At 40.6% G+C, this 26,382-nt stretch carries 23 protein-coding genes; 22 read left to right on the forward strand and 1 reads right to left on the reverse strand.

The features are described from left to right. Nucleotides 1–115 precede the first annotated feature (115 nt). From J2S10_RS08320 to J2S10_RS08400, 17 genes are all read left to right on the forward strand, one after another. Nucleotides 116–397: a hypothetical protein gene (locus J2S10_RS08320; protein ID WP_307406391.1), complete on the forward strand. Its 282-nt coding sequence runs from the start codon at nucleotides 116–118 to the stop codon at nucleotides 395–397. 49 nt (nucleotides 398–446) lie between these two features. After that, nucleotides 447–974, forward strand: a complete 528-nt coding sequence (lspA, locus tag J2S10_RS08325) for a signal peptidase II (protein WP_307406395.1) — start codon at nucleotides 447–449, stop codon at nucleotides 972–974. Further along, entirely contained in the window at nucleotides 946–1,857 is a 912-nt protein-coding gene (locus J2S10_RS08330; protein WP_307406398.1) for an RluA family pseudouridine synthase, read from the forward strand. The genes lspA and J2S10_RS08330 overlap by 29 nt, the downstream gene beginning before the upstream one ends. Nucleotides 1,858–2,032: 175 nt before the next feature. Next, the gene (pyrR, locus tag J2S10_RS08335) at nucleotides 2,033–2,575 is read left to right on the forward strand and encodes a bifunctional pyr operon transcriptional regulator/uracil phosphoribosyltransferase PyrR (protein ID WP_307406400.1); all 543 of its coding nucleotides are present in this window, start codon (nucleotides 2,033–2,035) and stop codon (nucleotides 2,573–2,575) included. A gap of 176 nt (nucleotides 2,576–2,751) precedes the next feature. Continuing rightward, on the forward strand, nucleotides 2,752–4,062 hold the full coding sequence (locus tag J2S10_RS08340) for a solute carrier family 23 protein (protein ID WP_307406402.1): 1,311 nt from the start codon (nucleotides 2,752–2,754) through the stop codon (nucleotides 4,060–4,062). A 181-nt stretch (nucleotides 4,063–4,243) separates the two neighbouring features. Continuing rightward, complete coding sequence (locus J2S10_RS08345) at nucleotides 4,244–5,188, forward strand: aspartate carbamoyltransferase catalytic subunit (RefSeq protein ID WP_307406405.1); 945 nt, start codon at nucleotides 4,244–4,246, stop codon at nucleotides 5,186–5,188. Continuing rightward, on the forward strand, nucleotides 5,148–6,434 hold the full coding sequence (locus J2S10_RS08350) for a dihydroorotase (RefSeq protein WP_307406407.1): 1,287 nt from the start codon (nucleotides 5,148–5,150) through the stop codon (nucleotides 6,432–6,434). The genes J2S10_RS08345 and J2S10_RS08350 overlap by 41 nt, the downstream gene beginning before the upstream one ends. Next, on the forward strand, nucleotides 6,431–7,522 hold the full coding sequence (locus J2S10_RS08355; RefSeq protein WP_307406408.1) for a carbamoyl phosphate synthase small subunit: 1,092 nt from the start codon (nucleotides 6,431–6,433) through the stop codon (nucleotides 7,520–7,522). Before J2S10_RS08350 ends, J2S10_RS08355 begins: the two co-directional genes overlap by 4 nt. Beyond that, nucleotides 7,515–10,721 carry a carbamoyl-phosphate synthase large subunit gene (gene carB / locus J2S10_RS08360; RefSeq protein WP_307406409.1) on the forward strand — a complete coding sequence of 1,069 codons (3,207 nt, stop codon included), beginning with the start codon at nucleotides 7,515–7,517 and terminating at the stop codon, nucleotides 10,719–10,721. Before J2S10_RS08355 ends, carB begins: the two co-directional genes overlap by 8 nt. Beyond that, a complete protein-coding gene (locus tag J2S10_RS08365; RefSeq protein WP_307406412.1) occupies nucleotides 10,718–11,488 on the forward strand; it encodes a dihydroorotate dehydrogenase electron transfer subunit in 771 nt (256 codons plus the stop codon). Before carB ends, J2S10_RS08365 begins: the two co-directional genes overlap by 4 nt. Further along, on the forward strand, nucleotides 11,485–12,426 hold the full coding sequence (locus J2S10_RS08370; protein WP_307406415.1) for a dihydroorotate dehydrogenase: 942 nt from the start codon (nucleotides 11,485–11,487) through the stop codon (nucleotides 12,424–12,426). The genes J2S10_RS08365 and J2S10_RS08370 overlap by 4 nt, the downstream gene beginning before the upstream one ends. Further along, complete coding sequence (pyrF, locus tag J2S10_RS08375; RefSeq protein WP_307406417.1) at nucleotides 12,398–13,114, forward strand: orotidine-5'-phosphate decarboxylase; 717 nt, start codon at nucleotides 12,398–12,400, stop codon at nucleotides 13,112–13,114. Before J2S10_RS08370 ends, pyrF begins: the two co-directional genes overlap by 29 nt. Next, on the forward strand, nucleotides 13,111–13,740 hold the full coding sequence (gene pyrE, locus J2S10_RS08380; RefSeq protein WP_307406419.1) for an orotate phosphoribosyltransferase: 630 nt from the start codon (nucleotides 13,111–13,113) through the stop codon (nucleotides 13,738–13,740). The genes pyrF and pyrE overlap by 4 nt, the downstream gene beginning before the upstream one ends. A 110-nt stretch (nucleotides 13,741–13,850) precedes the next feature. Further along, nucleotides 13,851–15,365: a helix-turn-helix domain-containing protein gene (locus tag J2S10_RS08385; RefSeq protein ID WP_307406421.1), complete on the forward strand. Its 1,515-nt coding sequence runs from the start codon at nucleotides 13,851–13,853 to the stop codon at nucleotides 15,363–15,365. A gap of 206 nt (nucleotides 15,366–15,571) precedes the next feature. Further along, entirely contained in the window at nucleotides 15,572–17,245 is a 1,674-nt protein-coding gene (hutU, locus tag J2S10_RS08390) for a urocanate hydratase (protein ID WP_307406422.1), read from the forward strand. 21 nt (nucleotides 17,246–17,266) lie between these two features. Next, nucleotides 17,267–18,565, forward strand: a complete 1,299-nt coding sequence (gene hutI / locus J2S10_RS08395; RefSeq protein WP_307406425.1) for an imidazolonepropionase — start codon at nucleotides 17,267–17,269, stop codon at nucleotides 18,563–18,565. Next, nucleotides 18,537–19,529, forward strand: coding sequence for an agmatinase family protein (locus J2S10_RS08400; protein WP_307406427.1), 993 nt, complete (start codon nucleotides 18,537–18,539; stop codon nucleotides 19,527–19,529). Before hutI ends, J2S10_RS08400 begins: the two co-directional genes overlap by 29 nt. A gap of 41 nt (nucleotides 19,530–19,570) precedes the next feature. On the opposite strand, the gene J2S10_RS08405 is transcribed toward J2S10_RS08400, so the two are convergent. Continuing rightward, nucleotides 19,571–21,286 carry an Rqc2 family fibronectin-binding protein gene (locus J2S10_RS08405; RefSeq protein WP_307406430.1) on the reverse strand — a complete coding sequence of 572 codons (1,716 nt, stop codon included), beginning with the start codon at nucleotides 21,284–21,286 and terminating at the stop codon, nucleotides 19,571–19,573. Between the two features lie 163 nt (nucleotides 21,287–21,449). Here J2S10_RS08405 and J2S10_RS08410 point away from each other — a divergent pair, with 163 nt between their 5' ends. The 5 genes from J2S10_RS08410 (at nucleotide 21,450) to rpoZ (ending at nucleotide 26,269) form a co-directional block, all read left to right on the forward strand. Next, a complete protein-coding gene (locus tag J2S10_RS08410) occupies nucleotides 21,450–24,128 on the forward strand; it encodes a cation-translocating P-type ATPase (RefSeq protein ID WP_307406434.1) in 2,679 nt (892 codons plus the stop codon). Nucleotides 24,129–24,224: 96 nt separating this feature from the next. Continuing rightward, nucleotides 24,225–25,100, forward strand: a complete 876-nt coding sequence (locus tag J2S10_RS08415) for a YicC/YloC family endoribonuclease (protein ID WP_307406785.1) — start codon at nucleotides 24,225–24,227, stop codon at nucleotides 25,098–25,100. Nucleotides 25,101–25,159: 59 nt separating this feature from the next. Then, the gene (gene remA / locus J2S10_RS08420) at nucleotides 25,160–25,423 is read left to right on the forward strand and encodes an extracellular matrix/biofilm regulator RemA (protein ID WP_307406436.1); all 264 of its coding nucleotides are present in this window, start codon (nucleotides 25,160–25,162) and stop codon (nucleotides 25,421–25,423) included. An 11-nt stretch (nucleotides 25,424–25,434) separates the two neighbouring features. Then, entirely contained in the window at nucleotides 25,435–26,049 is a 615-nt protein-coding gene (gene gmk, locus J2S10_RS08425; RefSeq protein ID WP_307406787.1) for a guanylate kinase, read from the forward strand. 1 nt (nucleotide 26,050) lies between these two features. Beyond that, on the forward strand, nucleotides 26,051–26,269 hold the full coding sequence (rpoZ, locus tag J2S10_RS08430; RefSeq protein ID WP_307406438.1) for a DNA-directed RNA polymerase subunit omega: 219 nt from the start codon (nucleotides 26,051–26,053) through the stop codon (nucleotides 26,267–26,269). The last annotated feature ends 113 nt before the right edge of the window (nucleotides 26,270–26,382 follow it).

Raw genomic sequence — 26,382 nt, forward strand, 5'->3', positions numbered from 1 at the left:
TTTTTTAAATTTTACCACCTCCGTTAATTGTTGTTGTTGATGTCAAATTGTTTCCCGTGTCGAGTTTCTAAAGCAGGAAATAATATAGAAAATGACAAACGGAGGTAATAACACTATGAATGCCATGCAGGAAAAGCTGTTTTTGGAACTCCGTCAATCACAGATTGAAATTGAAAATTCATTGAAAGGCAAGCAGAAAAGGGATTGGATTACACCCCTGTTAGAAGAAGAACTTGAAGACATTTGTTTAGCTATAAATAAAATAAAAAAAGGAAATTATGGACAGTGTGAAATTTCCGGTGAGTTTTTACCGGAAGAATTATTAAAAGTGATCCCGACCTTAAAGTCAAAAAAAGATTCAGAAAAATTAGAATTATTTTACCGGAAGCAAATCTAATCCCCTTTTTAAAAGGTCACATTGTCGTATCAATAAATTGTGTGCTAAAATGCTAAGGAAGTCTTGTTTATTATGGAGGTATTCCTTAGTGTTTTATTTAATTGCCCTTTTTGTTATTTTGTTAGATCAGTTTACGAAATGGCTCATTGTGAGCAAAATGCAATTTGGTGATAGCATCACCATAATAAATAATATTTTGTATATTACCTCTCACCGAAACCGGGGAGCTGCTTGGGGGATATTACAAGGACAGATGTGGCTTTTTTATGCAATCACATTAATTGTCATTGTTGCAATTATTTATTACCTTCAAAAAGCAGCCAAAGGAAAATGGCTTTTAGGAGTGTCCCTATCATTAATGCTTGGCGGTGCCATCGGTAATTTTTTAGATCGTGTCATTCGTAAAGAAGTAGTTGACTTTATTCATACGTATATTTTTGGCTATAATTTTCCGGTATTTAATATTGCTGACTCAGCTTTAGTTATTGGAGTAATCTTACTAATGATTCAAATGCTTCGTGATGAGAGAGAACCAAAGGAGAAGTCTTATGAAGAAAATGGAACACACCATTCTTGAAGAGCAAAAAGGTGATCGCATCGATAAAGTGATCTCTTCTTTAGACGAGGAATGGTCAAGAACACAAGTTCAGCAATGGATTAAGGACGGAAATGTTCTAGTAAATGGTCAGAATGTAAAAACGAATTATAAGTGCAGCTTAAGTGATCAAATCGAAATCACAATCCCGGACCCGGAAGAACTGGATGTAATTCCTGAAGAAATGGAATTGGATATATATTTCGAAGATAAAGATGTTTTGGTTGTCAATAAACCAAGAGGTATGGTCGTTCATCCTGCTCCCGGACATATGGGAGGAACGCTTGTAAATGGGTTAATGGCACATTGTAAGGACTTATCAGGAATCAATGGTGTTTTAAGACCCGGGATTGTTCATCGAATTGATAAAGACACCTCAGGACTTTTGATGGTTGCAAAAAACGATCTGGCACATGAAAGCCTTGTCAATCAATTGGTTCATAAAACAGTCACGCGAAAGTATAAAGCCATTGTCCATGGAGTTATTCCTCATGATTTTGGAACGATTGATGCTCCGCTTGGAAGGGATTCAAAGGAACGGCAAAGTATGGCAGTAGTTGATAATGGAAAACATGCTGTAACCCATTTCCATGTTCTTGATCGCTTTAAAGATTTTACATTGGTAGAGTGTCAATTAGAGACAGGAAGAACCCACCAAATTCGTGTTCATATGAAATATATTGGCTATCCTCTTGCTGGAGATCCTAAGTACGGGCCGAAAAAAACACTTGATATTGATGGACAGGCATTGCATGCCGGTGTGCTGGGTTTTACCCATCCAAGGACAAAGGAGTACTTAGAATTTGAAGCACCGCTTCCTGAAGAATTCGAACGTCTGCTTGTTTTTTTGCGAAATAATCGTTGACAGGTTTGGATAAGTAAAGTAAGATAACTATAGTTGAATAAGCCTTTAAATCAGTCCCGTGAGGCTGAGAAGGAAACGGTTAAAGATGACAGGCTATCTATGCCTAAATCTGCAAAATAACTTGTCTACCTCTCATCCCCGGTGAGAGGTTTTTTAATGTAAAAGAGGTGTATGGATGAACCAAAAAGCACTGGTTCTTGACGAACAAGCCATTCAAAGAGCATTAACAAGGATTGCTCATCAAATTATCGAGAAGAATAAAGGGATTGAGGAATGTGTCCTTGTTGGAATTCGAACTAGAGGAATATTCATCGCCCGACGACTAGCCGTGAAAATCGAAGAAATCGAAGGAAATCCGATTCCGGTGGGAGAACTTGACATTACTCTTTATCGGGATGATTTAACAAAAAAAACAGAAAATCAAGAACCGTTAGTGAAAGGTTCTGATATCCCGGTTGATATTACCGATAAAAATGTTATCCTCGTGGATGATGTTTTATACACAGGCAGAACCGTTCGGGCAGGGTTAGATGCCATAATGGACGTTGGACGCCCTGCAGCAATACAGCTTGCAGTATTAGTGGACCGAGGCCATCGTGAGCTGCCAATTCGAGCAGACTATGTAGGAAAAAACATTCCAACATCAAGTCTTGAAAAAATTGTTGTGGAATTAGCAGAAGTAGATGAGTTTGATCAAGTAAGTATTTTTGATAAATAAATAGCTGCCCTTTTAAAAGCAGTCCTGAGAGGCTGACAAAGGGGGAATCTCCGGGGAATATGTATGTTTTCGGAATTTCTACCCTCTTTGTGCCAGCTTGGACAAAGGGGTTTTTTTTATGAAATTAATAACCATCATAAGAATAATGCACATGTTTTTAATACAGGAGGAGAAAAATGAATAACAAACCAATCTTAGATGTAAAAGATATTCCAAAGCCTGGGCAATGGTTTACCTTAAGCTTACAGCATTTATTCGCAATGTTTGGAGCGACCATATTGGTACCATATCTAGTTGGATTGAGCCCGGCAATTGCCCTTATCTCAAGTGGACTTGGCACATTGGCATTTTTACTTATTACCAAAATGCAAGTGCCGGCATATCTCGGTTCTTCATTTGCCTACATTGCTCCGGTTATAGCTGCTAAGGCTGCCGGTGGACCTGGAGCAGCTATGGTTGGGACCTTCATCGCAGGTTTGGTTTACGGAATTGTCGCCCTAGTGATTAAAAAGGCAGGACATCGTTGGATTATGAATTTACTACCACCTGTAGTAGTAGGTCCGGTCATTATCGTAATTGGTTTAGCACTTTCGGGAACGGCTGTTGGCATGGCAATGAATAATCCAGCTGGAAAATATAGCTTGCTTCATTTTTCAGTAGCACTTGTAACACTAGCTGCAACCATCATCTTTTCAATTTATTTAAAAGGAATGTTAAGCATTATCCCGATTTTGGCGGGGATTGTTGTAGGGTATATATACGCACTAATTGTTGGGATAGTTGATTTTAGTCCTGTATTGAAAGCACATTGGTTTGAAATGCCGGCATTTATAATTCCTTTCGTAAGCTATAAAGTGAAATTCTCATGGGATATTATACTTTTAATGGCACCAGTTGCAGTTGTAACAATATCAGAGCATATTGGACACCAGCTTGTTCTTAGTAAAGTAGTTGGACGTGACTATATTAAAGAACCTGGATTACAACGGTCGATTCTAGGGGACGGTACGGCAACAATTATTTCTGCATTGCTTGGAGGTCCTCCAAAAACAACTTATGGTGAAAATATCGGTGTACTTGCTATTACACGAGTTTATAGTGTGTATGTGATTGCCGGTGCAGCGGTATTCGCTATCATATTTGGGTTTATTGGTAAAGTGACAGCATTAATCCAAACGATTCCAACCCCTGTTATGGGTGGCGTATCAATCCTTCTCTTCGGAATTATTGCTTCTTCAGGACTAAGAATGCTTGTCGATAGTAAAGTTGATTTTGGAGATAAAAGAAACCTTATTATATCATCAGTAATACTCGTTATTGGGATTGGCGGTGCGTATATTAAAGTTTCTCAGCAATTTCAAATCCAAGGTATGGCATTGGCAGCCATTTGTGGAGTATTGTTAAACCTTATCCTCCCTGGCAGACAATCAGCTGATGAAAATATGTTTGAAGTGGCAGAATCTCCTGAAAAAAGGAAAACTGCATAATAAATTAATGAAACCTTTTAAATGAAGTCCAGAGAGACTTATAAGGGTGTAATACGTAGGATTAGGAGAACTTTCCGAGAAAATTCACTTTCTCGTATGCCTAATTCTTAAGTATGAATGTTTACACCCTGATCTATTGGTCAGGGTGTTTTTTAGACAATTAAGAAGGGCGGGAAATGGGATGTTAAATCACTTATTAACCACGAACGAATTAAAGGTTGAAGAGATTTATCAAATTTTAACAGATGCAAGGAAATTTGCTGATGGGATGAAATGGAAGCCGGAAAGCCAAATGTTTACTGCCAACTTGTTTTTTGAACCAAGTACAAGAACAAAGAGCAGCTTTGAAGTGGCTGAAAGAAGGTTAGGCTTAGAGGTCATCCCGTTTGAAGTACTAACCTCAAGTGTCCAAAAAGGAGAAACGCTTTACGATACGGTGAAAACATTGGAATCAATTGGCGTAAATGCAATCGTTATCCGGCACGACCAAGACCGATACTTTGATGAGTTAGTAGGAAAGGTTAATATCCCAATTATCAATGGAGGAGATGGCTGCGGCCACCATCCAACACAATCTCTTCTAGATCTTTTGACCATTTATCAAGAATTTGGCCGCTTTGCAGGTTTAAAAATCGCGATTATTGGAGACATCCGTCATAGCAGGGTGGCACGCTCGAATGCAGATGTACTGACAAGGCTGGGAGCAGAAGTTATTTATTCAGGACCGGAAGATTGGTTTGATAATCGTAGTTTAAGTTTATCGAGATTTAGACCCATTGATGAGGCAATTAGGGAATCTGATGTTGTGATGCTACTCCGTGTACAGCATGAGCGACATCAACAAAAGGGTAACTTCACCGCAAATGAGTATCATAAACAATATGGACTTACAATAGAGAGGGAAAAGCTCATGAAACCGGGGAGTATTATCATGCACCCAGCTCCAGTTAACCGTAATGTAGAAATTGCAGATAGCCTTGTAGAGTGCGGACGCTCAAGAATATTTAAGCAAATGGAAAATGGAGTATTTGTCAGAATGGCTGCCTTAAAAAGGTCACTCGAAAGTCTTAAAGGAGGAAATAATTATGAAGCTGCTTATTCAGAACTCAAGCTACATAGCATTTGATGGGAAAATTAAACAATCCGATATTTTAATAGAAAATGGGATCATTACAAAAATAGAAAAAAACATTGAAACAACGGTTGAACGGAAAGTGGATGCAGCCGGGATGTTGGTTTCACCGGGATTTATCGATCTTCATGTCCATTTGCGTGAGCCAGGCGGTGAGAAAAAAGAAACAATTGCTACAGGTACGCTTGCTGCTGCAAAGGGTGGTTTTACAACGGTAGCAGCTATGCCAAATACACGGCCGGTACCTGATTCAAAAGCACAAATGGAATGGCTTCAAACGCGAATTCAAGAAACAGCTAAAGTACGGGTATTACCATATGCCTCCATTACAACAAAGCAGCTTGGTAAGGAATTGACAGATTTTGAGGCACTAAAAGAAGCCGGAGCATTCGCCTTTACAGATGACGGTGTTGGAGTTCAATCAGCAGAAATGATGCTTGCTGCTATGCGTAAAGCAGCTGAGGTAAATATGGCAATTGTTGCACACTGTGAGGAAAATACGTTGATAAATAAAGGCTGTGTTCATGAAGGAGCTTTTTCAAAAAGTCATGAATTGAACGGAATTCCTTCGGTTTGCGAATCCGTCCAAATTGCCAGGGATATTTTACTGGCTGAAGCCGCTGGTTGCCATTACCATGTCTGCCATATCAGCACAAAGGAATCTGTCAGAGTGGTAAGAGATGCAAAACGAGCAGGTATTAACGTCACTGCGGAAGTTACACCACATCATTTATTATTATCTGAAGACGATATTCCAGGGCTTGATGCGAATTATAAGATGAATCCACCTCTTCGAGCCGCTGCTGATCGAGCTGCCTTGATTGAAGGACTTCTTGACGGAACGATTGATTTTATCGCAACCGACCACGCTCCACATACAGCTGAGGAGAAAAGTGAGGGAATGATACTAGCACCATTCGGAATTGTCGGCTTAGAGACAGCTTTCCCACTGTTATATACACATTTAGTAATGAAAAATATCCTATCACTTGAACAATTAATCGAATTTTTAACGAAGAAACCATCTGAAGTCTTTGGACTTCCATATGGAAAAATTGAGATTGGTGCACCGGCAGACATTGTTCTTTTAAACCTAAATGAGGATCGGACGATTAAACCGGAAGAATTTTTATCCAAAGGTACAAACACTCCATTTGGCGGCTGGGAATGTCAGGGCTGGCCTGAGATGACAATAGCAGAAGGGCAAATAGTTTGGGAAAAAGGATGTGTAACAGCATGAAAAGACAGCTAATTTTAGAAGACGGAACGATCTTTATCGGTGAAGGATTTGGTAGTGATACTGAAACAATAGGTGAAGTGGTGTTTAACACAGGTATGACTGGATATCAGGAAATTCTTTCAGACCCATCTTATTGTGGGCAAATTGTTACACTTACCTATCCCTTAATAGGTAACTACGGGATAAACCGTGATGATTTTGAATCCATTAATCCGGCTGTGAAAGGCTTCATTGTAAAAGAGGTTTGCGACTTTCCTTCTAACTGGAGAAGCGAATTTACATTAGACGAATACTTTGATATGAAAAAAATTCCCGGTATTGCTGGGATTGATACACGAAAATTAACAAGAATTATCCGTCAATTCGGCACATTAAAGGGTGCGATTTGCAGCATTGAAAAAGATGCGAATGAAGTACTAAGCTCATTACGTAAAAAACCGCTCCCAATCGATCAAGTGAGGCAGGTATCGACGAAAAATCCATATCCGAGCCCGGGCCGAGGGAAGAGAGTGGTCCTCGTTGATTTTGGTATGAAGCATGGTATTTTACGTGAGTTAAATAAACGTGATTGTGATGTGATTGTAGTTCCTTATCATACAACCGCCGAGGAAATTCTCCAATTACGTCCGGATGGAATAATGCTGTCGAACGGACCCGGAGATCCAAAAGATGTCCCGGAAGCGATTGATATGATCAAAGGTATTTTGGGAATTGTACCGTTATTCGGTATTTGCCTCGGTCATCAATTGTTTGCTCTTGCCTGCGGTGCCAACACGGCGAAAATGAAGTTTGGACACCGCGGCTCCAATCATCCAGTCAAGGATTTGGCAACAGGAAAAATTGCGATTACATCACAAAATCATGGCTTTACAGTGGAAACAGACTCACTCCAAAATACAAGATTATCGATTACGCATATCGCTTTGAATGATGGAACAGTAGAAGGGCTGAAGCATCTTGACTATCCGGCCTTTACCGTTCAATATCATCCTGAAGCATCACCGGGACCGGAAGATGCAAACGGATTATTTGAGCAGTTTCTTGAATTGATGGAAGCGAATAAACAGGAGGTTACAGCACATGCCTAAACGTACAGATATTAACTCCATTTTAGTAATCGGATCCGGACCGATTGTCATCGGGCAAGCAGCTGAATTTGACTATGCCGGAGCACAGGCTTGTATAGCCCTCAGGGAGGAAGGCTATAGCGTGATTCTTGTAAACTCTAATCCTGCAACGATTATGACGGATACAGAAATTGCTGATAGAGTTTATATTGAACCATTAACTGTTGAATTCGTTAGTCGAATCATTCGTAAAGAACGCCCTGATGCCCTCCTCGCAACACTGGGCGGGCAAACAGGTCTTAATCTGGCCGTTGAGTTATCAAAGTCCGGAGTTTTGGAAGAGTGCGGTGTTGAAATCCTTGGAACCAAGTTATCGGCTATTAAGCAGGCAGAGGACCGCGAATTGTTCCGCAGCTTAATGAATGAATTAAACGAACCTGTACCGGATAGTGAAATAATCCATGAATTAGATGAAGCAAAAGCTTTTGTTGAAAAAATAGGGTTCCCTGTCATTGTCCGTCCAGCCTATACGCTTGGAGGAACGGGCGGCGGTATTTGTCATAATCCAGAAGAACTTGAGGAAATCGTTACTAGCGGCTTGAAGAATAGCCCCGTTAACCAATGCTTGCTTGAAAAAAGTATTGCAGGCTTCAAGGAAATCGAATATGAAGTAATGCGCGATGCCAATGACAATGCGATTGTGGTATGTAACATGGAAAACATTGATCCGGTGGGTGTCCATACCGGCGATTCGATTGTAGTCGCACCAAGTCAGACATTAAGTGACAGAGAATATCAGCTTTTGAGAAATGTATCGCTTAAGATTATCCGCGCTCTTGGAATAGAAGGGGGCTGTAATGTTCAGCTAGCCTTGGATCCATATAGCTTCAATTACTATATTATCGAAGTAAATCCAAGGGTCAGCCGTTCCTCGGCGTTAGCCTCAAAAGCAACCGGATATCCGATTGCCAAGCTTGCTGCGAAAATCGCTGTTGGTTTAACGCTGGATGAAATGCTTAACCCGGTAACGGGTAAAACCTACGCTAGCTTTGAACCGGCATTGGACTACATCGTTACGAAAATTCCAAGATGGCCGTTTGACAAATTTGAATCAGGAAACCGTTCACTCGGTACGCAAATGAAAGCAACAGGCGAAGTCATGGCAATTGGACGTACGTTTGAAGAATCACTGTTAAAGGCCATCAGATCTCTTGAGGCTGGCGTCTATCATTTCGAATTAAATGGTGCAGCTGAAATTGATGATGAATTACTTGAGAAACGTATAAAGAAAGCCGGAGATGAACGGTTGTTTTACATTGCTGAAGGCTTAAAACGCGGATTAACGATTGAAACGATTCATCAATGGAGTAAAATAGACCTGTTTTTCTTAAAGAAAATGGCAAGGATTATTGAGCTGGAAGCAAAGCTTAGTGCGAATCCTTTCGATAAAGAAATTCTATTGGAAGCAAAGCAAAAGGGATTTACTGATAATAAAATTGCGGAGCTGTGGGGTAGTAAAGAAACAGAAATATACAACATGCGTAAGGATACTGGAATTGTTCCTGTTTATAAAATGGTGGATACCTGTGCGTCAGAATTTGAATCTGAAACACCTTATTATTACGGAACATATGAAGAGGAAAATGAGTCAATTGTTACTGAAAGAAAAAGCGTTGTCGTTCTTGGGTCAGGTCCGATACGGATTGGTCAAGGCATTGAGTTTGATTATGCAACTGTCCATTCAGTAAAAGCAATTAAAGAAGTAGGTTATGAAGCGATTATTATTAATAACAATCCTGAAACTGTATCAACTGATTTCAGTATTTCCGATAAGTTATACTTTGAACCGCTAACGATTGAGGATGTCATGAGTATCATTGATTTAGAAAATCCAATCGGGGTCGTGGTTCAATTTGGCGGGCAAACAGCGATAAACCTGGCTGCTAGCCTTGAGAAAAATGGAGTTAAAATTTTAGGAACAAGCTTAGAGGATTTAGACCGGGCTGAGAACAGGGATAAATTCGAACAGGCTCTCGAACGGCTAAACATTCCGCAGCCGCTTGGTAAAACAGCTTTATCGGTTGAGGAAGCGCTTGTCATTGCCGAAGAGATAGGCTATCCGGTACTTGTTCGCCCTTCCTATGTTCTTGGCGGCCGCGCGATGGAAATTGTTTACCGTAAAGAAGAATTGCTTCATTATATGAAAAATGCAGTAAAAATTAATCCTGAACATCCAGTCTTGATTGACCGCTATTTAACAGGGAAAGAAATTGAAGTAGATGCCATTTGTGATGGTAAAAATGTCCTGATCCCAGGAATTATGGAGCATATTGAGCGGGCAGGGGTCCATTCTGGTGATTCCATTGCTGTATATCCACCGCAAACCTTATCTGATACTGTGAAGAAAACACTTGTTGAATACACAGAAAAAATGGCAAAAGGGTTAAATATTATTGGGTTGTTGAATATTCAATATGTAATATCCGGGGATCAAGTATTTGTGCTTGAAGTAAACCCGCGTTCAAGCCGTACAGTTCCATTTTTGAGCAAAATAACAAACATTCCAATGGCAAAAATCGCGACCAAAGCTATTTTAGGGGCTTCAATCCTTGATCAAGGCTATACACCAGGGCTTGTACCGGAAAAAGAAGGCGTATTTGTTAAGGTTCCGGTCTTCTCCTTTGCTAAGCTTAAAGATGTTGATATTACATTAGGACCGGAAATGAAATCAACCGGTGAGGTAATGGGTAAGGATATTACGCTTGAAAAAGCTCTTTACAAAGGATTAGTGGCATCCGGAATGCACATCCAGAAATTTGGCACTGTCTTGTTTACGGTCGCTGATAAAGATAAACAGGAAGCATTAAAGCTGGCAAAACGTTTTTCTGCTATTGGCTATCGTCTAATGGCAACTGGCGGTACTGCTCATGTCCTAGAGTCTGCCGGGCTCCCTGTACAGGTTGTGGGAAAAATTGGCTCAGAAGGGCAAACACTATTAGATGTCATTCATCATGGGGAAGCTCAGTTTATTATTAACACGCTGACAAAAGGAAAACAGCCGGAACGAGATGGATTTAGAATTCGCCGTGAAGCAGTAGAAAATGGCGTTCCATGCTTAACCTCTTTGGATACAGCCAATGCAATTCTTAAAGTAATTGAATCCATGAACTTCTCAGCAGAAGCAATGGCAGTAGAGGAAAAGGAGGCAGTTTTTGCATGATACAAAAGGAATTATGCAAAATCATCAGCCAGCGGGAAATCGCCGCAGACATTTTTGAGCTTACAGTGGAAGCAAAATTAGTGAATGAAATAACCGAACCGGGTCAGTTCGTGCATATTCGGGTCTCAAATAGAGACCCGCTTTTACGAAGACCGATTAGTATTTCTTCCTATAATAAAAAAAGCGGGCAATTTACGATGATTTATCGTAAGGAAGGAAAAGGTACTTCACTGCTTGCAGATTTAACCGAAGGAATGGTACTTGATATACTTGGGCCTCTAGGAAATGGCTTTCCTGTGGATGAAGTCACTGCAGGGGAAACTGCCTTGCTTGTTGGCGGGGGGATTGGTGTTCCACCCCTTTATGAACTTTCCAATCAATTGACGGCGGGAGGGGTTAAGGTAATCCACGTATTAGGCTTTCAAACGAAATCTGCCGTATTTTACGAACATGAATTTTTGAAAAATGGGGAAACATTCGTTGCAACCGTTGACGGTTCATATGGGTCAAAAGGGTTTGTCACGGATGTGATAAAAGATTTACGTTTTGATTGTATCTACACTTGCGGACCAACACCAATGCTCCGAGCAATCGAGCAAATGTTTTCAGATAAGAAAGTGTTTCTATCGTTAGAGGAGCGAATGGGCTGCGGAGTCGGGGCTTGTTTCGCTTGTGTTTGCAAAAGTGCGGATGATCCAACGGGTGTTTCCTATAAAAAAGTTTGCAGCGATGGACCTGTTTTCCGTTCAGGGGAGGTATTGATATGAATAAATTAAATATCGAGTTACCTGGCTTAAAGTTGAAAAATCCGATCATGCCTGCCTCCGGTTGTTTTGGTTTCGGTAGAGAGTACAGCCAATTTTATGATTTAAGCACCCTTGGGGCGATTATGATTAAGGCAACCACTGTTGAGCCTAGATTTGGGAATCCAACACCGCGGGTGGCGGAAACATCAGCAGGGATGCTAAATGCAATCGGGCTGCAAAACCCTGGCCTTGAAAAAGTCATTAGCGTGGAGCTTCCATGGCTTGCGCAATATGATGTTCCGATTATTGCCAATGTTGCCGGTTCGTTAGAAGAGGATTATACGGCAGTTGCCAAAGCTATTTCCAAAGCACCAAATATTCATGCACTCGAATTAAATATATCCTGCCCAAATGTAAAAACAGGCGGCATTGCATTCGGAACAATTCCGGAGGTGGCAAAGCAATTAACTCGTAAGGTAAAGGAAGTTTCAGAGGTTCCTGTATATGTGAAGCTATCACCAAATGTAACCAATATCGTAGAGATGGCAAAAGCTGTTGAAGATGGCGGTGCAGACGGACTAACGATGATCAACACACTGGTTGGAATGAGGCTGGATTTAAAGACTGGGAAGCCGATTTTAGCAAATGGTACCGGCGGTCTTTCCGGCCCGGCGATAAAACCGGTTGCGATTCGAATGATCTATGAGGTTAGCCAAGCGGTTTCGATTCCAATTATCGGGATGGGCGGGATTGAGTCAGCAGAAGATGCAATTGAATTTTTTTATGCCGGTGCAAGTGCAGTAGCAGTGGGAACAGCGAATTTCGTCGATCCATTCGTTTGTCGGACTATAATTGACGAGTTACCGGTTTTATTAGAAAAATTAGGCTTTGATCACATTAATGAATGCCGGGGAAGGAGCTGGAAGGAGCATGGACAACTCGCTTATCATCGCGCTTGATTTTGCTAATGGCAGTGAAGTCAGACATTTTTTGAAGCCCTTTAGCGGCAGACAACTTTTTGTAAAAGTGGGTATGGAGCTCTATTACAGGGAGGGTCCTTCGATTATTCATCTATTAAAAGAATCAGGGCATCGCATTTTTCTCGATTTAAAGCTTCATGATATACCAAACACGGTGAAAAGTGCGATGAAGGGACTTGCACGGCTTGACTGTGATCTGGTAAATGTCCATGCAGCAGGCGGGAAAGAAATGATGCAGGCTGCATTAGAAGGCCTGGAGGCAGGTACGGATGCCGGACGAAAACGGCCTGCCTGCATCGCTGTTACTCAGCTAACAAGTACTTCCGAGGAACAAATGAATAACGAACAGCTTATTCCTGTTTCTTTAAAAGAGTCTGTTTTACACTATGCATCGCTTACGAAAGAAGCCGGCTTAGACGGGGTTGTATGTTCTGCTTGGGAAGCTGCTTCCATCAGGGAAAAACTGGGTCCTGCTTTTTATACGGTCACCCCGGGAATACGTATGAAGTCAGATTCTGTTGGGGATCAAAAGCGCGTGGCCACACCTGAATTTGCAAGAAATGCGGGTGTAACCTCAATTGTAGTAGGACGTTCAATTACAAGGGCAGCAGATCCTTTAAAAAGCTACCAACAATGGTTGGAATCATGGAAGGGAGTACAACTATGAAACAGACAATTGCCGAAAGACTTTTAGAAATTAATGCCGTAGCATTAAAGCCAAATGATCCGTTTACCTGGACATCAGGACTTCGGTCTCCAATTTATTGTGATAATCGCTTAACCTTATCATACCCTGCTGTGAGAAGAGAGATTGCATCCGGCTTGCAAAAACTCATTGCAGAGCATTTTCCTGAGGCTGAAGTAATTGCCGGTACGGCGACCGCGGGAATTCCTCACGCTGCCTGGGTCAGTGAACTTTTGGATTTACCGATGTGTTATGTACGTTCGAAGCCAAAAGGGCATGGCAAAGGAAATCAGATTGAAGGTAAAGCCCAAGAGGGTCAAAAGGTAGTGGTCGTTGAGGATTTAATTTCTACCGGCGGCAGTGTGATTACAGCTGTGGAAGCACTAAGGGAAGCAGGTTGTGTAGTACTTGGTGCCGTGTCCATCTTTACATATGGGCTTGAAAAAGGGAAAGAACTACTAAGTCAGGCAGAGATTAAAACGGAATCCCTTACTGATTTTCCCGCTTTAGTAGAGGCGGCGGTTAAAAAGGAATATATCAGTGTGAATGATCAGGAAAGTCTGCTTTCATGGAGCAAGGATCCATCCGCGTGGAGTTCAAAATTTTAGGATTATTAAAGAGTGTCGGAGCAATCTGACACTCTTTTTTCGCCTAACGACCTTTTTTCTTGATATAATCATTTGTATGAAGAGGCTTTTTAAAGAAGGTGGACAGTAAAGTGGAAGGAAAATGGCTGATTGCGGATCGCGATTTAAACGAACGAGAAGGCTTAAAATGGCTGTTAAAAACATCTTCTCTCCCTGTTACGAACATTTTATTAGCTGCTAATTATCAAGAGTTTATCGTCTTGTTTGAAAAGGAAACACCTGATATTGTCCTTATGGAGCTTGATATGATCAGCAAGGAAGAATGGTCAACATTCCGGGAACTGATGCAAATTTATGATCCTGTTCTGTTGTTAACGAGTGCCGAAGCGACCTTTGAAAGGGCACGGCTGGCAATTGACATGCAGGCCTTAGATCTTATGATTAAACCTTTTTCAACGACAAAGGTGAAATCGGCTTATCAAAAAGTTTCGAAAAGACTTGGTAAAAAAAATAATTCAAATAGTGCTAATCATCCCAACCATTATAAAGATATTTCGTACGAATCTTTATTTATCGCCCATTCAGTTTCTATAGACTACCATCATTTGGCAGCATTTCAAACAGAAAGTATCGAAACGAATGATTTACTCCATTCATTTTTATCTGAGTTTCCGTTTAAGGACGAGCACGGTATTTTCGCTTTAAGTGATATGGTAGTCCTATTGTTCAAGGAATCCTGTCTTCATATAACAGAACAATGCCAAAAAGCGATGCGAAAATGGGAGGAGGAATTTTCTGATCCTCTTGCAATTGTTATCTTCAGCGGGAAATCTTCCTTGACGCTAAACCAAAAATACATGCAAACGAGAAGGATGCTCGAGTTTACTTATTATAAAGGATACCGTCAGCTGGTTGAGTTTGATTCCCCGCAGGACTGGGTGCATATTGATCCCTTCTTAGCTCCTCCAGAACAAAGAGCATGGATTGATATGCTGACAAATTTTGATTTAGAAAAAATAAAGACATGGCTTTACGATGAATTTTTAAAATTTCAGGATCCTTATCCTGACCCTGGATTAATACGAATCAGGCTGACTAGTATCCTTGCTCAAATTAGAAGGTATATGAAGACCTATAACCTCGATGAACAAATAAGTTTTGAAAACGAATACCGTTATATTTTCAATTCGATTTTATACGATAAGGTCTTATATCGAACAGTTCAAAATCTTATATTGTTTATCCAGAAAACCTTTAATGGCGCCGAGATTAGTTCAAGAAATTTCAAGCAGGACCCAATTGAGCGGGGAATTTCCTTTATGGAAGCAAATTTTTCAAATGCTGATCTTAAGCTGGAGAATGTTGCCCAATATGTAGAGCGAAATTCCTCGTATTTTAGTCATCTGCTTATTTCTAAAACCGGCATAGGTTTTACTGAGGTATTGGCCAGAATCAGGATGAAGGAGGCTAAAAGGTTATTAATCGAAACAAATAAACCAATTAAAGAAATTTCGTATCTGGTTGGTTTTCATAATTCGAACTACTTTAGCCGTATGTTTAAAGAGTTAATCGGTATTTCGCCAAGAGAATATCGCATGAATAAACTTGATATGATGAAAGGTGAAATGGCTCAGTCTGAAAACTGAGTCTTTTTTCTATGAAAGTAACATTTGAATCTAAAAATAATATCATTTATATAAAAATTTTATAAATATAAATCAAGACAATCTATATAATACTGTCCATAACAAAAAATATTATCTATTTTCTATGCTTTGATTCGTATTTATCAGAAGATTTCAATTCTATAATACAAATAGAGTAATCAAAGTATTTAAAAGGAGTGGAAAATATGGAAACGAAGACTTCAAAACCAAGAGTGATTGAAAATTATAAAGGCACAGAATTACATGCTAAGGGCTGGATACAAGAGGCAGCACTTCGGATGTTGATGAATAATCTTGATGCAGAGGTAGCAGAAAGACCTGAAGATTTAGTTGTTTACGGCGGTATTGGAAAAGCGGCTCGAAACTGGGAGTCTTATGACGCAATTGTGAAAACGCTTTTAGAATTAGAAGAAGATGAAACTCTGTTAATTCAATCCGGTAAGCCAGTGGTAGTTTGGAAATCTCATAAGGACGCACCGCGCGTATTGCTTGCAAATTCAAACCTCGTTCCTGCATGGGCAAACTGGGAGCATTTCCATGAGCTGGATAAAAAGGGGCTAATCATGTACGGACAAATGACAGCCGGCAGCTGGATCTATATCGGCAGTCAAGGAATTGTACAAGGAACATATGAAACCTTTGCAGAGCTTGCGCGTCAAGAATTTGAGGGGTCATTAAAACACACGATTACTCTGACTGCCGGTCTTGGAGGTATGGGCGGGGCACAACCATTAGCTGTGACCATGAACGATGGTGTATGTATTGCGATAGATGTAGATGAAACGAGAATCGACCGACGGATTGAGACGAGATACCTTGATGTTAAAACCGGCAATTTAGATGAAGCACTTAAATTGGCATTTGAAGCGAAAAAAGAAGGAAAAGGCTTATCAATTGGTTTATTAGGGAACGCAGCAGAAATTTTACCTTTAATGACTGAAAAAGGCTTTAATCCTGATGTATTAACAGACCAAACATCGGCACATGACCCATTAAATGGATATGTACCAGTAGGCTTTTCTTTAGAAGAAGCAGCGGAATTAAGAAAAGCATATCCTTCTAAATACGTACAGCTTTCAAAGCAAAGCATGGCAATGCATGTGAAAGCAATGTTAACAATGCAGCAAAAAGGTGCAGTAACATTTGATTATGGTAACAACATCCGTCAGGTGGCTAAGGATGAAGGCGTTGAAAATGCATTTGATTTCCCTGGCTTCGTTCCAGCGTATATCCGTCCATTATTCTGTGAAGGAAAAGGTCCTTTCCGCTGGGCAGCATTATCTGGAGATCCAGAAGATATCCGTAAAATTGATGAAGCATTACTTCGTGAATTCAAACATGATGAGCACCTTTGTAAATGGGTGAAAATGGCTCAAGAAAGAATCGCTTTCCAAGGCCTTCCAGCTCGGATTTGCTGGTTAGGATACGGAGACCGTGCCCGTTTCGGTAAAGTCATTAATGACATGGTTGCTTCTGGAGAAGTTTCCGCTCCAATCGTAATCGGTCGTGACCACTTAGATGCAGGTTCCGTTGCCTCTCCAAACCGTGAAACCGAAGCAATGAAGGACGGCAGTGATGCAGTTTCTGACTGGCCGATTCTAAATGCGATGATCAATGCTGTTGGCGGTGCAAGCTGGATTTCACTTCACCACGGCGGCGGAGTAGGCATGGGTTATTCACAGCATTCCGGAATGGTTATTGTTGCTGATGGTACGAAAGATGCTGAAGTTCGTTTGCAGCGAGTATTAACAACCGACCCTGGTATGGGTGTCGTCCGACATGCGGATGCAGGTTATGATATTGCCATTAAAACTGCAAAAGAGAAGGGCATTAAAATGCCAATGTTACAACAAGATTAAAACAAAGGGGATGGGAAGCAAATGAGTACACCAATTTTTATCAGAAATGCTTCTCAGCTCGTGACTTTACAGGGGAGTTCGAATGCTCCCCTTGTAAAGGGTGCGATGTCTGAGCTTGGTATTATTGAAAACGGCAGTATTTGGATTGAAAACGGAGTGATTCAAGCTGTAGGTAAGGATTCGGAGTTGGTCGAAAAGTATAAAGGCCGGCTTAACGAAGCAGATGTAGTCGATGCGTGCGGAAAACTTGTTACCCCGGGACTTGTTGATCCACATACACACATTGTTTTTGCCGGCAGCAGGGAAAATGAATTTAATATGCGCCTCCAGGGTGCTACCTATATGGAAATCATGAACAGCGGCGGGGGAATCCACGCCACAACAAGAGCGACAAAGGCCGCTACACATGAAGAACTTTTTAATGAAAGCTATGAACGTTTAAATAAATTTCTCCTTCACGGTGTTACGACTGTTGAAGCAAAAAGCGGATACGGAATGGAATGGGAAACGGAATTAAAACAGCTTGAAGTAGCAAAAGAACTAAACGAAAAGCATGTGATTGATTTAGTTCCAACCTTTATGGGCGCTCATGCAATCCCAAAAGAATTTAAAGAATGTCCCGATAAATTTGTGGACCTGCTGATTAATGAAATGATTCCAAAGGTGGCAGAACTCGGCCTGGCGGAATTTAATGATGTTTTCTGTGAACATGGCGTTTTCACACCGGAACAATCAAAACGAATTCTTGAAGCAGGAAAGCGTTACGGATTAATTCCAAAGATTCATGCCGATGAAATTGAACCTTATGAAGGAGCAGAACTTGCTGCTAAAGTAGGAGCAATTTCCGCAGATCATTTATTAAAGGCATCAGAAAAAGGTATGAAGGCTATGGCTGAAAATGGGGTAGTGGGCGTTTTACTTCCGGGTACAGCTTATTTCTTAATGGCTGAGTCGGCAAACGGCAGAAAAATGATTGATTTAGGGGTACCTGTGGCACTTTCAACAGATTGTAATCCCGGTTCATCACCGACGGTTTCACTGCCATTTATTATGAGCTTAGGCTGTCTGAAAATGGGAATGACACCTGCTGAGGTGATTACTGCTGCGACGATTAATGCGGCACATGCGATTAATCGCGGTAAGGAAATTGGGAGCTTAGAAGTTGGTAAAAAAGCTGACATTACTATTTTTAATGTGCCAAATTATATGAAACTTCAATATTCCTATGGTGTAAATCATACCGAAACAGTTGTAAAAAATGGTCAGGTGGTGGTAAGAGGAGGTCATTTGTTTGAAGAGCTTTCTCTCTCCAACCATTAATCCTCCCTGCTTTACCTGGGTAAGACCTGAGCAAGGAGAAGTTGCTAAGGTCCATGAATGGATACAGCCGATTTCGAGTGAAACAGATGTAGAAAAAAGCAAGGACGCTGACTTTGTTGTAGTCGGTGTCCCGCTTTCACGTTCATCGATCAGCGCATCAGGCGCATCGGAATTTCCTGACTACTTCAGACGTGCATGGAAGGGCTTCACTACCTATAATCTTGACTTTGACATCGATTTGTCTAAGATGACGGCTCTGGATGCAGGTGATGTTCCAATGCATGTCACCGATATTCAAAAATGCCACACCAACATCATCCAAGCATCGGCGGCGCTTCATACCCATTTCCAAACCTCTAAGGTATGTGCCATTGGCGGTGATCATTCGATTACCGCCATGATGGTTAAGGGTCTGCACAGAGCAAAACCGTCTGAAAAAATCGGCATTTTGCAATTTGATACTCATTTTGATTTAAGGGATCTTTCAGATCACGGTCCATCCAACGGGACACCAATGCGAAACCTGATTGAAAGCGGAGTCGTCGAAGGCAGCAATATGTACAACATCGGTCTGCACGGATTTTTTAATACGAAGGATTTAAAAAACTATGCAGATGAAAAAGGCGTCAACTACATTACTCTCCGCCAGGCAAGGAAAAAGGGGATTGAAGAAACTGTCCGTCATTGCTTAGATGAACTCGCTTCAAAGGTAGATACGATTTATTTAACCGTTGATATGGATTGTTTGGATATCGCATATGCTCCCGGGGTACCGGCTTCAACTCCCGGAGGAATGAGAACAGAAGAATTGCTTGAAGGAGTATTAGCCGCAGGAAGCCATCCAAAAGTAAAGGCGATGGACATCGTCTGCCTCGATCCGTTAAAGGATACATTAGTCCAGCCAACGGTAAAGCTCGGAACACATGTGTTATTAACCTTTTTAACCGGAGTCATGCTTCGATAAAAATAGTATATGAAAGACCCCGGAAAAGCCGGGGTCTTTCTTTAATTATTCTTCTTCAACTCCAAAACCGTTTCTTCATCGGGTGTGACATATACCGTTTGCTGATTCTCATAAATGACAAACCCCGGCTTCGCACCGCTGGGTTTTTTAACAAAACGTACCCTCGTAAAATCAACCGGAACAGAACTTGACTCACGGGCTTTACTATAATACGCTGCCAAAATCGCTGCTTCTTTTATCGTTTCTTCCGCTGGTTCTTTGCTGCGAATGACTACATGTGAACCTGGAATATCTTTCGTATGCAGCCAAAATTCATCCCTTGCCGCAAGTTTATTTGTCAGATAATCATTTTGTTTATTATTTTTTCCGACGATTATATCGGTGCCATTTGATGATAAGAAATGATCAAGAACCGGTTTGATATTCTGTACCTTTTTGCTGTTCCGCTTCCTGCGGTCACGAATATAGCCGCCTTCAACCAGTTCCTCGCGAATCTCTTGAACATCTTTTGGAGATGCTGCTTGCACTTGCTGCAGTAAATTTTCAAAATAAGCGACTTCCTCATTCGCTTTTTCAATCTGTTCAATTACAATGGAAACTGCATTTTTAGCTTTTTGGTATCTTGAAAAATACTTTTGGGCATTTTCAGATGGTGTCTTTCTTGGATCAAGGGGAATCGCGATTGTTCCTCCCGATTCATCATAGTAATTGATAACTTCAATTTCAGGCATGCCTTTTTTCGCAGCATAAAGATTCGCAGTTAATAGTTCTCCGTAACGTTGGTACTGTTCCGCTCGTTCAGCTTCTTTTAAAGTCACCTTTAGCTTATTAATTTTCTTTTCATTTTTTTCTTTTTCATTAATGATTAATCGTTCGATATCATTTCCTTGCTGCTTGACGCGGTCCCGTTCTGCCTTGCCAAAATAAAACCGGTCAAGCATTTCACTTAAGGTTGTAAATGATCTCGATTCACCCTTTAAATGAGTAAGCGGAAGCAGATAAAATGCTTCTTTACCACTTGAAGTCATAATTGAAGGAGAAATAATGCCATCCTGAATCTTTTTGAGCATATTAATGAATGTTTTTGGTATTGTTGTGCGATTGGCAAGGCCGCTTTGAAAAATTACTTCTTTGGCGAAAAGAGGTGAGATTCCCGCAAAATGCTCAACAAGCTGGCGATCAAGCCTACCGCTATTAAAATCAATTTTTCGTAAAACATCCTCTTCAATTGCTTGAAAGGGATTTTGCTTGTGCTGTTCCGGCGGATAGATATATGGTTGACCTGGCAAAATTGCCCTATGACTGTTAACAGCAAAAGAGACATGCTTGATGCTATCGAGAATAATGTTACGTGTTTTATCAACCAGGACAATATTACTGTGCCTTCCCATGATTTCAATAATTAACTGTTTATAGCTTATATCGCCGATCTCATTTCGGCCTTTTATTTCAAGAATAATCATCCGATCAGCTTCAACTTGATATAAATCTTCTAAAATATATCCCTCAATATGCTTCCTGAGCAGCATGCAAAACATCGGAGGTTCACTTGGATTATCGTAAGCTTCGGTTGTTAGCTGTACCCGTGCATAGCTTGGATGAGCAGATAATAACAGCTTTTGATTAACTCCGTTTGCACGGATTGTCAAGATTATTTCATTTTTATATGGTTGATGAACTTTATTAATTCGGCCGCCCTTTAAAGAACGGGAAAGCTCATCAACCATTGCTTTAGTAAATAAACCATCAAATGACATCGAAAACATCCTCTTCTATTTTCATATAGTTCAATTATAGCTTACATTTTTTATTTACGCCTCATTCTGAAGTTTCACTACAGATAGCATTTTTTTGGACAGGTCTGAATAAGCTTTCTTTAGAGAATGTCTCTTATTATTAAAGGGGAAGTGAGATGGTCGGATGAAGTTCCATGAAATGGAGATAAAACAAGTAGAAAAGGCCTTAGAAACCGACTTTTCGACTGGATTATTATCGGAAGAAGTAAAAAAGCGGATCAGCAAATATGGACTTAATGAACTGGACGAAGGAGAAAAGCAATCTGCTTTACTCTTATTTTTTAGTCAATTTAAAGACTTTATGGTCTTGATCCTGCTGGCAGCTACATTAATTTCCGGATTGCTTGGAGAATATATTGATGCCATTGCGATTATTGCAATCGTCATTATAAATGGGTTTCTGGGTTTTTTTCAAGAACGAAAAGCAGAAAAATCACTTTCTGCCTTAAAGGAATTATCCGCACCGCAGGTATCTGTGTTAAGGGAAGGTCAATGGGTAAAGGTACCTTCAAAAGATATTGTCATAGGAGATATTTTGAAATTTACCAGTGGGGATCGTATCGGGGCAGATGTTCGTGTAATCGAGTCAAGGAGTTTAGAAATTGAGGAGTCTGCTCTTACCGGAGAATCAGTTCCTGTATCGAAGCATATTGATCCCTTAACAACAGTGAATCCGGGAATTGGTGATATGGAAAATATCGCTTTTATGGGTACGATGATTACCAGAGGAAGCGGAATAGGGGTTGTCGTTGCAACTGGAATGAAAACCGCAATGGGCCAAATTGCAGATTTACTCCAAAATGCTGAGAGCGGGGAAACGCCGCTGCAGCGCCGTTTGGAACAACTTGGAAAAATATTAATTTCTGTAGCATTGCTGTTAACTGTCCTTGTTGTCGCAATCGGCGTTTTACAAGGACATGCATTATATGAAATGTTTTTAGCAGGCGTTTCACTGGCTGTAGCAGCAATACCTGAGGGATTGCCGGCGATTGTCACGGTTGCATTGTCTCTTGGTGTTCAAAAAATGATTAAAAAAAATGCGATTGTCCGTAAAATACAAGCGGTGGAAACACTTGGTTGTGCATCTGTTATTTGTTCAGACAAAACCGGTACGATGACACAGAACAAAATGACCGTTACCCATTTATGGAGCGGTGGACATACCTGGACCGTCGATGGAGTCGGCTATAAACCACAAGGGAATTTTTATCGAAATGAAAGACCACTTCATCCGAAAGATGAAAAAGCCTTACAGCAAATGCTTATTTTCGGTATGTTGTGTAATCATTCTGAATTAGTCATGAAAGAGGAAGAAATTATTTTAGATGGGGATCCAACGGAAGGAGCGCTTCTCGTCAGTGCCATGAAAGCGGGATTTGAACGGCCTACCCTGCTGAATGAGTTTACTATTATCAATGAATTCCCATTTGATTCAGCAAGAAAGATGATGAGCATGCACGTAAAAGATAAACAAGGCAGACATTTCATTGTTACAAAAGGAGCTCCGGACGTTATTCTCGGAATCAGTGAATCTATCCTTTGGGAAGAAAAAACACAATACTTAGGAAAAGAAATGAAAATCAGGGTCCAGGAAGCGATTAATGGTCTTGCCTCAAAAGCGCTTAGAACAATCGCAATCGCCTATAAACCTGTTCCGGCCAATACGGTTATTTTAAGTGAACAAGAAGCCGAGAAAAAATTAACCTTTATAGGTGTCCAAGGAATGATTGATCCTCCGAGACCTGAAGTGAAAGAAGCTGTAAAGGAATGCAAGGCTGCAGGAATTAAAACAGTCATGATTACCGGTGATCATGTAATAACGGCAAAAGCGATTGCGGCTCAGCTTGGGATTTTATCAAACAAAAGTAAAGTGCTTGATGGAAAAGCATTATCCAATATGTCGGTTGAAGAGCTGGAAGTAGTGGTTGACGAGGTTTCAGTTTTTGCCAGGGTATCTCCTGAACATAAGCTGAAAATTGTAAAAGCATTACAAAATAGAGGACATGTTGTGGCGATGACCGGCGACGGCGTGAACGATGCACCGGCAATCAAAGCGGCAGACATCGGGGTAGCAATGGGGATTACGGGGACAGATGTGGCAAAAGAAGCATCGGCTCTCGTTTTGTTAGATGATAATTTTGCTACTATAAAAGCAGCAATCATTGAGGGACGAAATATTTATGAGAATATTCGTAAATTCGTCCGTTACTTGCTTGCCTCTAACGTCGGTGAAATTTTGGTTATGTTGTTTGCGATGATATGTGGTCTGCCGTTACCACTGATCCCGATTCAAATTCTTTGGGTGAATTTAGTAACGGACGGTCTGCCTGCGATGGCACTTGGACTTGACCGGCCGGAAGAAAATGTGATGAAACGGAATCCGCGCAGCCCGAATGAAGGTGTTTTTTCCCGTGGATTAGGCTGGAAGGTGGTTTCGAGAGGGTTCCTGATTGGAATAGTTACATTGTTTTCATTTATCATTGTTTATCATAATGATACAAGTCGGCTCCAATATGCTCAAACCATTGCTTTTGCAACGCTTGTAATGGCACAGCTAATCCATGTTTTTGACTGCCGCAGTGAAAAATCGGTATTATCGCGAAATCCTTTCGGAAATCCATACCTTGTTTGGTCTGTAATTTCTTCATTAGCATTAATGCTCGTGGTTATTTACTATCCACCGTTACAGCCTATTTTCCACACACTTGCGATCCGTGGTCAGGACTGGCTGTTGATTCTGGGATTATCGTCGATTCCAACTTTTTTACTAGCCGGTTCATTTTTGTTAAGAAAAACAAAATAAATTGTGTTATAATCCAAAAGGTAGTAGAGTGAACAATTCTATTACCTTTTGTGTTTATTTAAAAAAGACCGTTTTTGTGGATTGGAAGTGCAAATGATGGTTATTAGTATGACGGGCTTTGGCAGAAGCAGGGTGGAATCTGATTCTTTTTCAGTAAATGTTGAAGTAAAAACGGTTAACCATCGTTTTTGTGAAATCAATATTCGCATGCCGAGGCAGTTGTTAAAAATCGAGGATAAAATAAAGAAAAAATTAAATCAGCAAATCCGCCGTGGCAGAGTAGAAGTATATGTGAGTATTGAAGGGGAAGGCGCTGTTACCCGTAAAGTCCATGTTGACTGGAAGTTGATTGAAGAATACTACCAATTCATTAAACAGGCACACGAGAAGTATGAGCTTGAAGGAAAAGTATCGCTTCAAGACCTGCTCAATCGCAGTGAGCTTTTACATATTGAAGAAAGTGAAGTAGGGAATGAAACGCTTGAAAATTTAGTCCTTACCGCAACGGAACAAGCTGTGAATTTGTTAAAACAAATGCGAATTGCAGAAGGGGAAGAACTCAAAAAGGATTTGCTCGCCTCTTTATCCCAAATAGAAACAAATGTAACTGAGCTTCAAAATTACGCGCCGCTTGTAGTTCAACTATATAAAGAACGTATAACGAAAAGAATGCAAGAATTTGTGAATGGGATGATTGACGAATCGAGAATTTTAACTGAAGTAGCTGTATTTGCCGATAAGGCAGATATAAATGAAGAAATTACGAGACTAAGAAGTCATATTCAGCAATTCATCCAAACTCTTAATGAAAATGAGCCCATTGGAAGAAAACTTGATTTCCTTGTACAGGAGATGAACAGGGAGGCAAACACAATTGGCTCAAAAGCGAATGATTCCAATATTGCGAAAAAAGTAGTGGAAATAAAAAGTTTGCTTGAGAAACTGAAAGAACAGGTTCAAAATATTGAATAGGACTTGTTTAGAAATGGTTTGACACGGTCAAAATATATTATTGATGATTGGATGATAACATGTCGATAAAATTGATTAATATTGGCTTTGGAAATATTGTTTCTGCCAATCGGATTATTTCCATTGTTAGCCCTGAATCTGCTCCGATAAAAAGGATAATCCAAGATGCCCGTGATCGGGGATCATTAATTGACGCAACATACGGAAGACGTACACGCGCTGTAATTGTAATGGACAGTGACCATGTCATTTTATCAGCTGTACAGCCGGAAACGGTTGCCCATCGCTTAACGGACCGTGATGATATTATTGATGAAGGGTAGGATTTTTGAACATGCAAGAAAAAGGATTGCTTATCGTACTTTCCGGACCATCCGGTGTTGGAAAAGGAACGGTTCGAAAAGAGATATTTTCATATCCGGATACGGCATTTGAATATTCCATTTCAATGACGACGCGCGCACCTCGCACCGGGGAAGTAAATGGAGTTGATTATTTTTTTAAGACCCGTGAAGAGTTTGAAGAATTAATTGGACAAGGCAAGCTATTAGAGTATGCCGAATTTGTGGGCAACTATTACGGTACACCTGTGGATTATGTTAGGGAAACCTTAGATAACGGCAAAGACGTCTTTTTGGAAATTGAGGTTAAGGGTGCCCGTCAGGTACGTGAAAAGTTTCCTGAAGGATTATTTATCTTCCTCATGCCGCCAAGTCTTTCCGAATTAAAAAATCGGATTGTGACGAGAGGTACGGAGACAGAGGATCTCATTAACAATCGGATGCTTTCTGCCCGCGAAGAAATTGAAATGATGGAATTATACGATTATGTTGTTGAAAATGATCAAGTTGAACACGCCTGTGAACGGGTAAAAGCGATTATTACTGCAGAACATTGCCGTAGAGAACGAGTCGAACATCGCTACAAAAAATTGCTGGAGGTTGATTAATATGTTATATCCTTCTATTGATTCCTTGCTTGAAAAAATTGATTCAAAATACTCACTTGTTTCAGTTGCTGCAAAACGTGCACGTGCCATGCAGCATGCAAGGGACGAAAGATTGCCCAAATATGTTTCCTATAAGTTTGTCGGTAAAGCTTTAGAGGAAATTTACAGCGGTGAACTTACGTATCGGATCTCAAAAAAAGCGGAAGCCAGTGCTGAGTAACCAAAAACTTAATTTGTACGTAAAAACGCAAGAAAGGTCTGACAACAAAGGGAAATTCCTTATCTGTCAGCCTTTTTTATTTGTTAGTAAACAAACGTTGATTTTTGTCGAAT

This window comes from Neobacillus ginsengisoli, assembly GCF_030813055.1.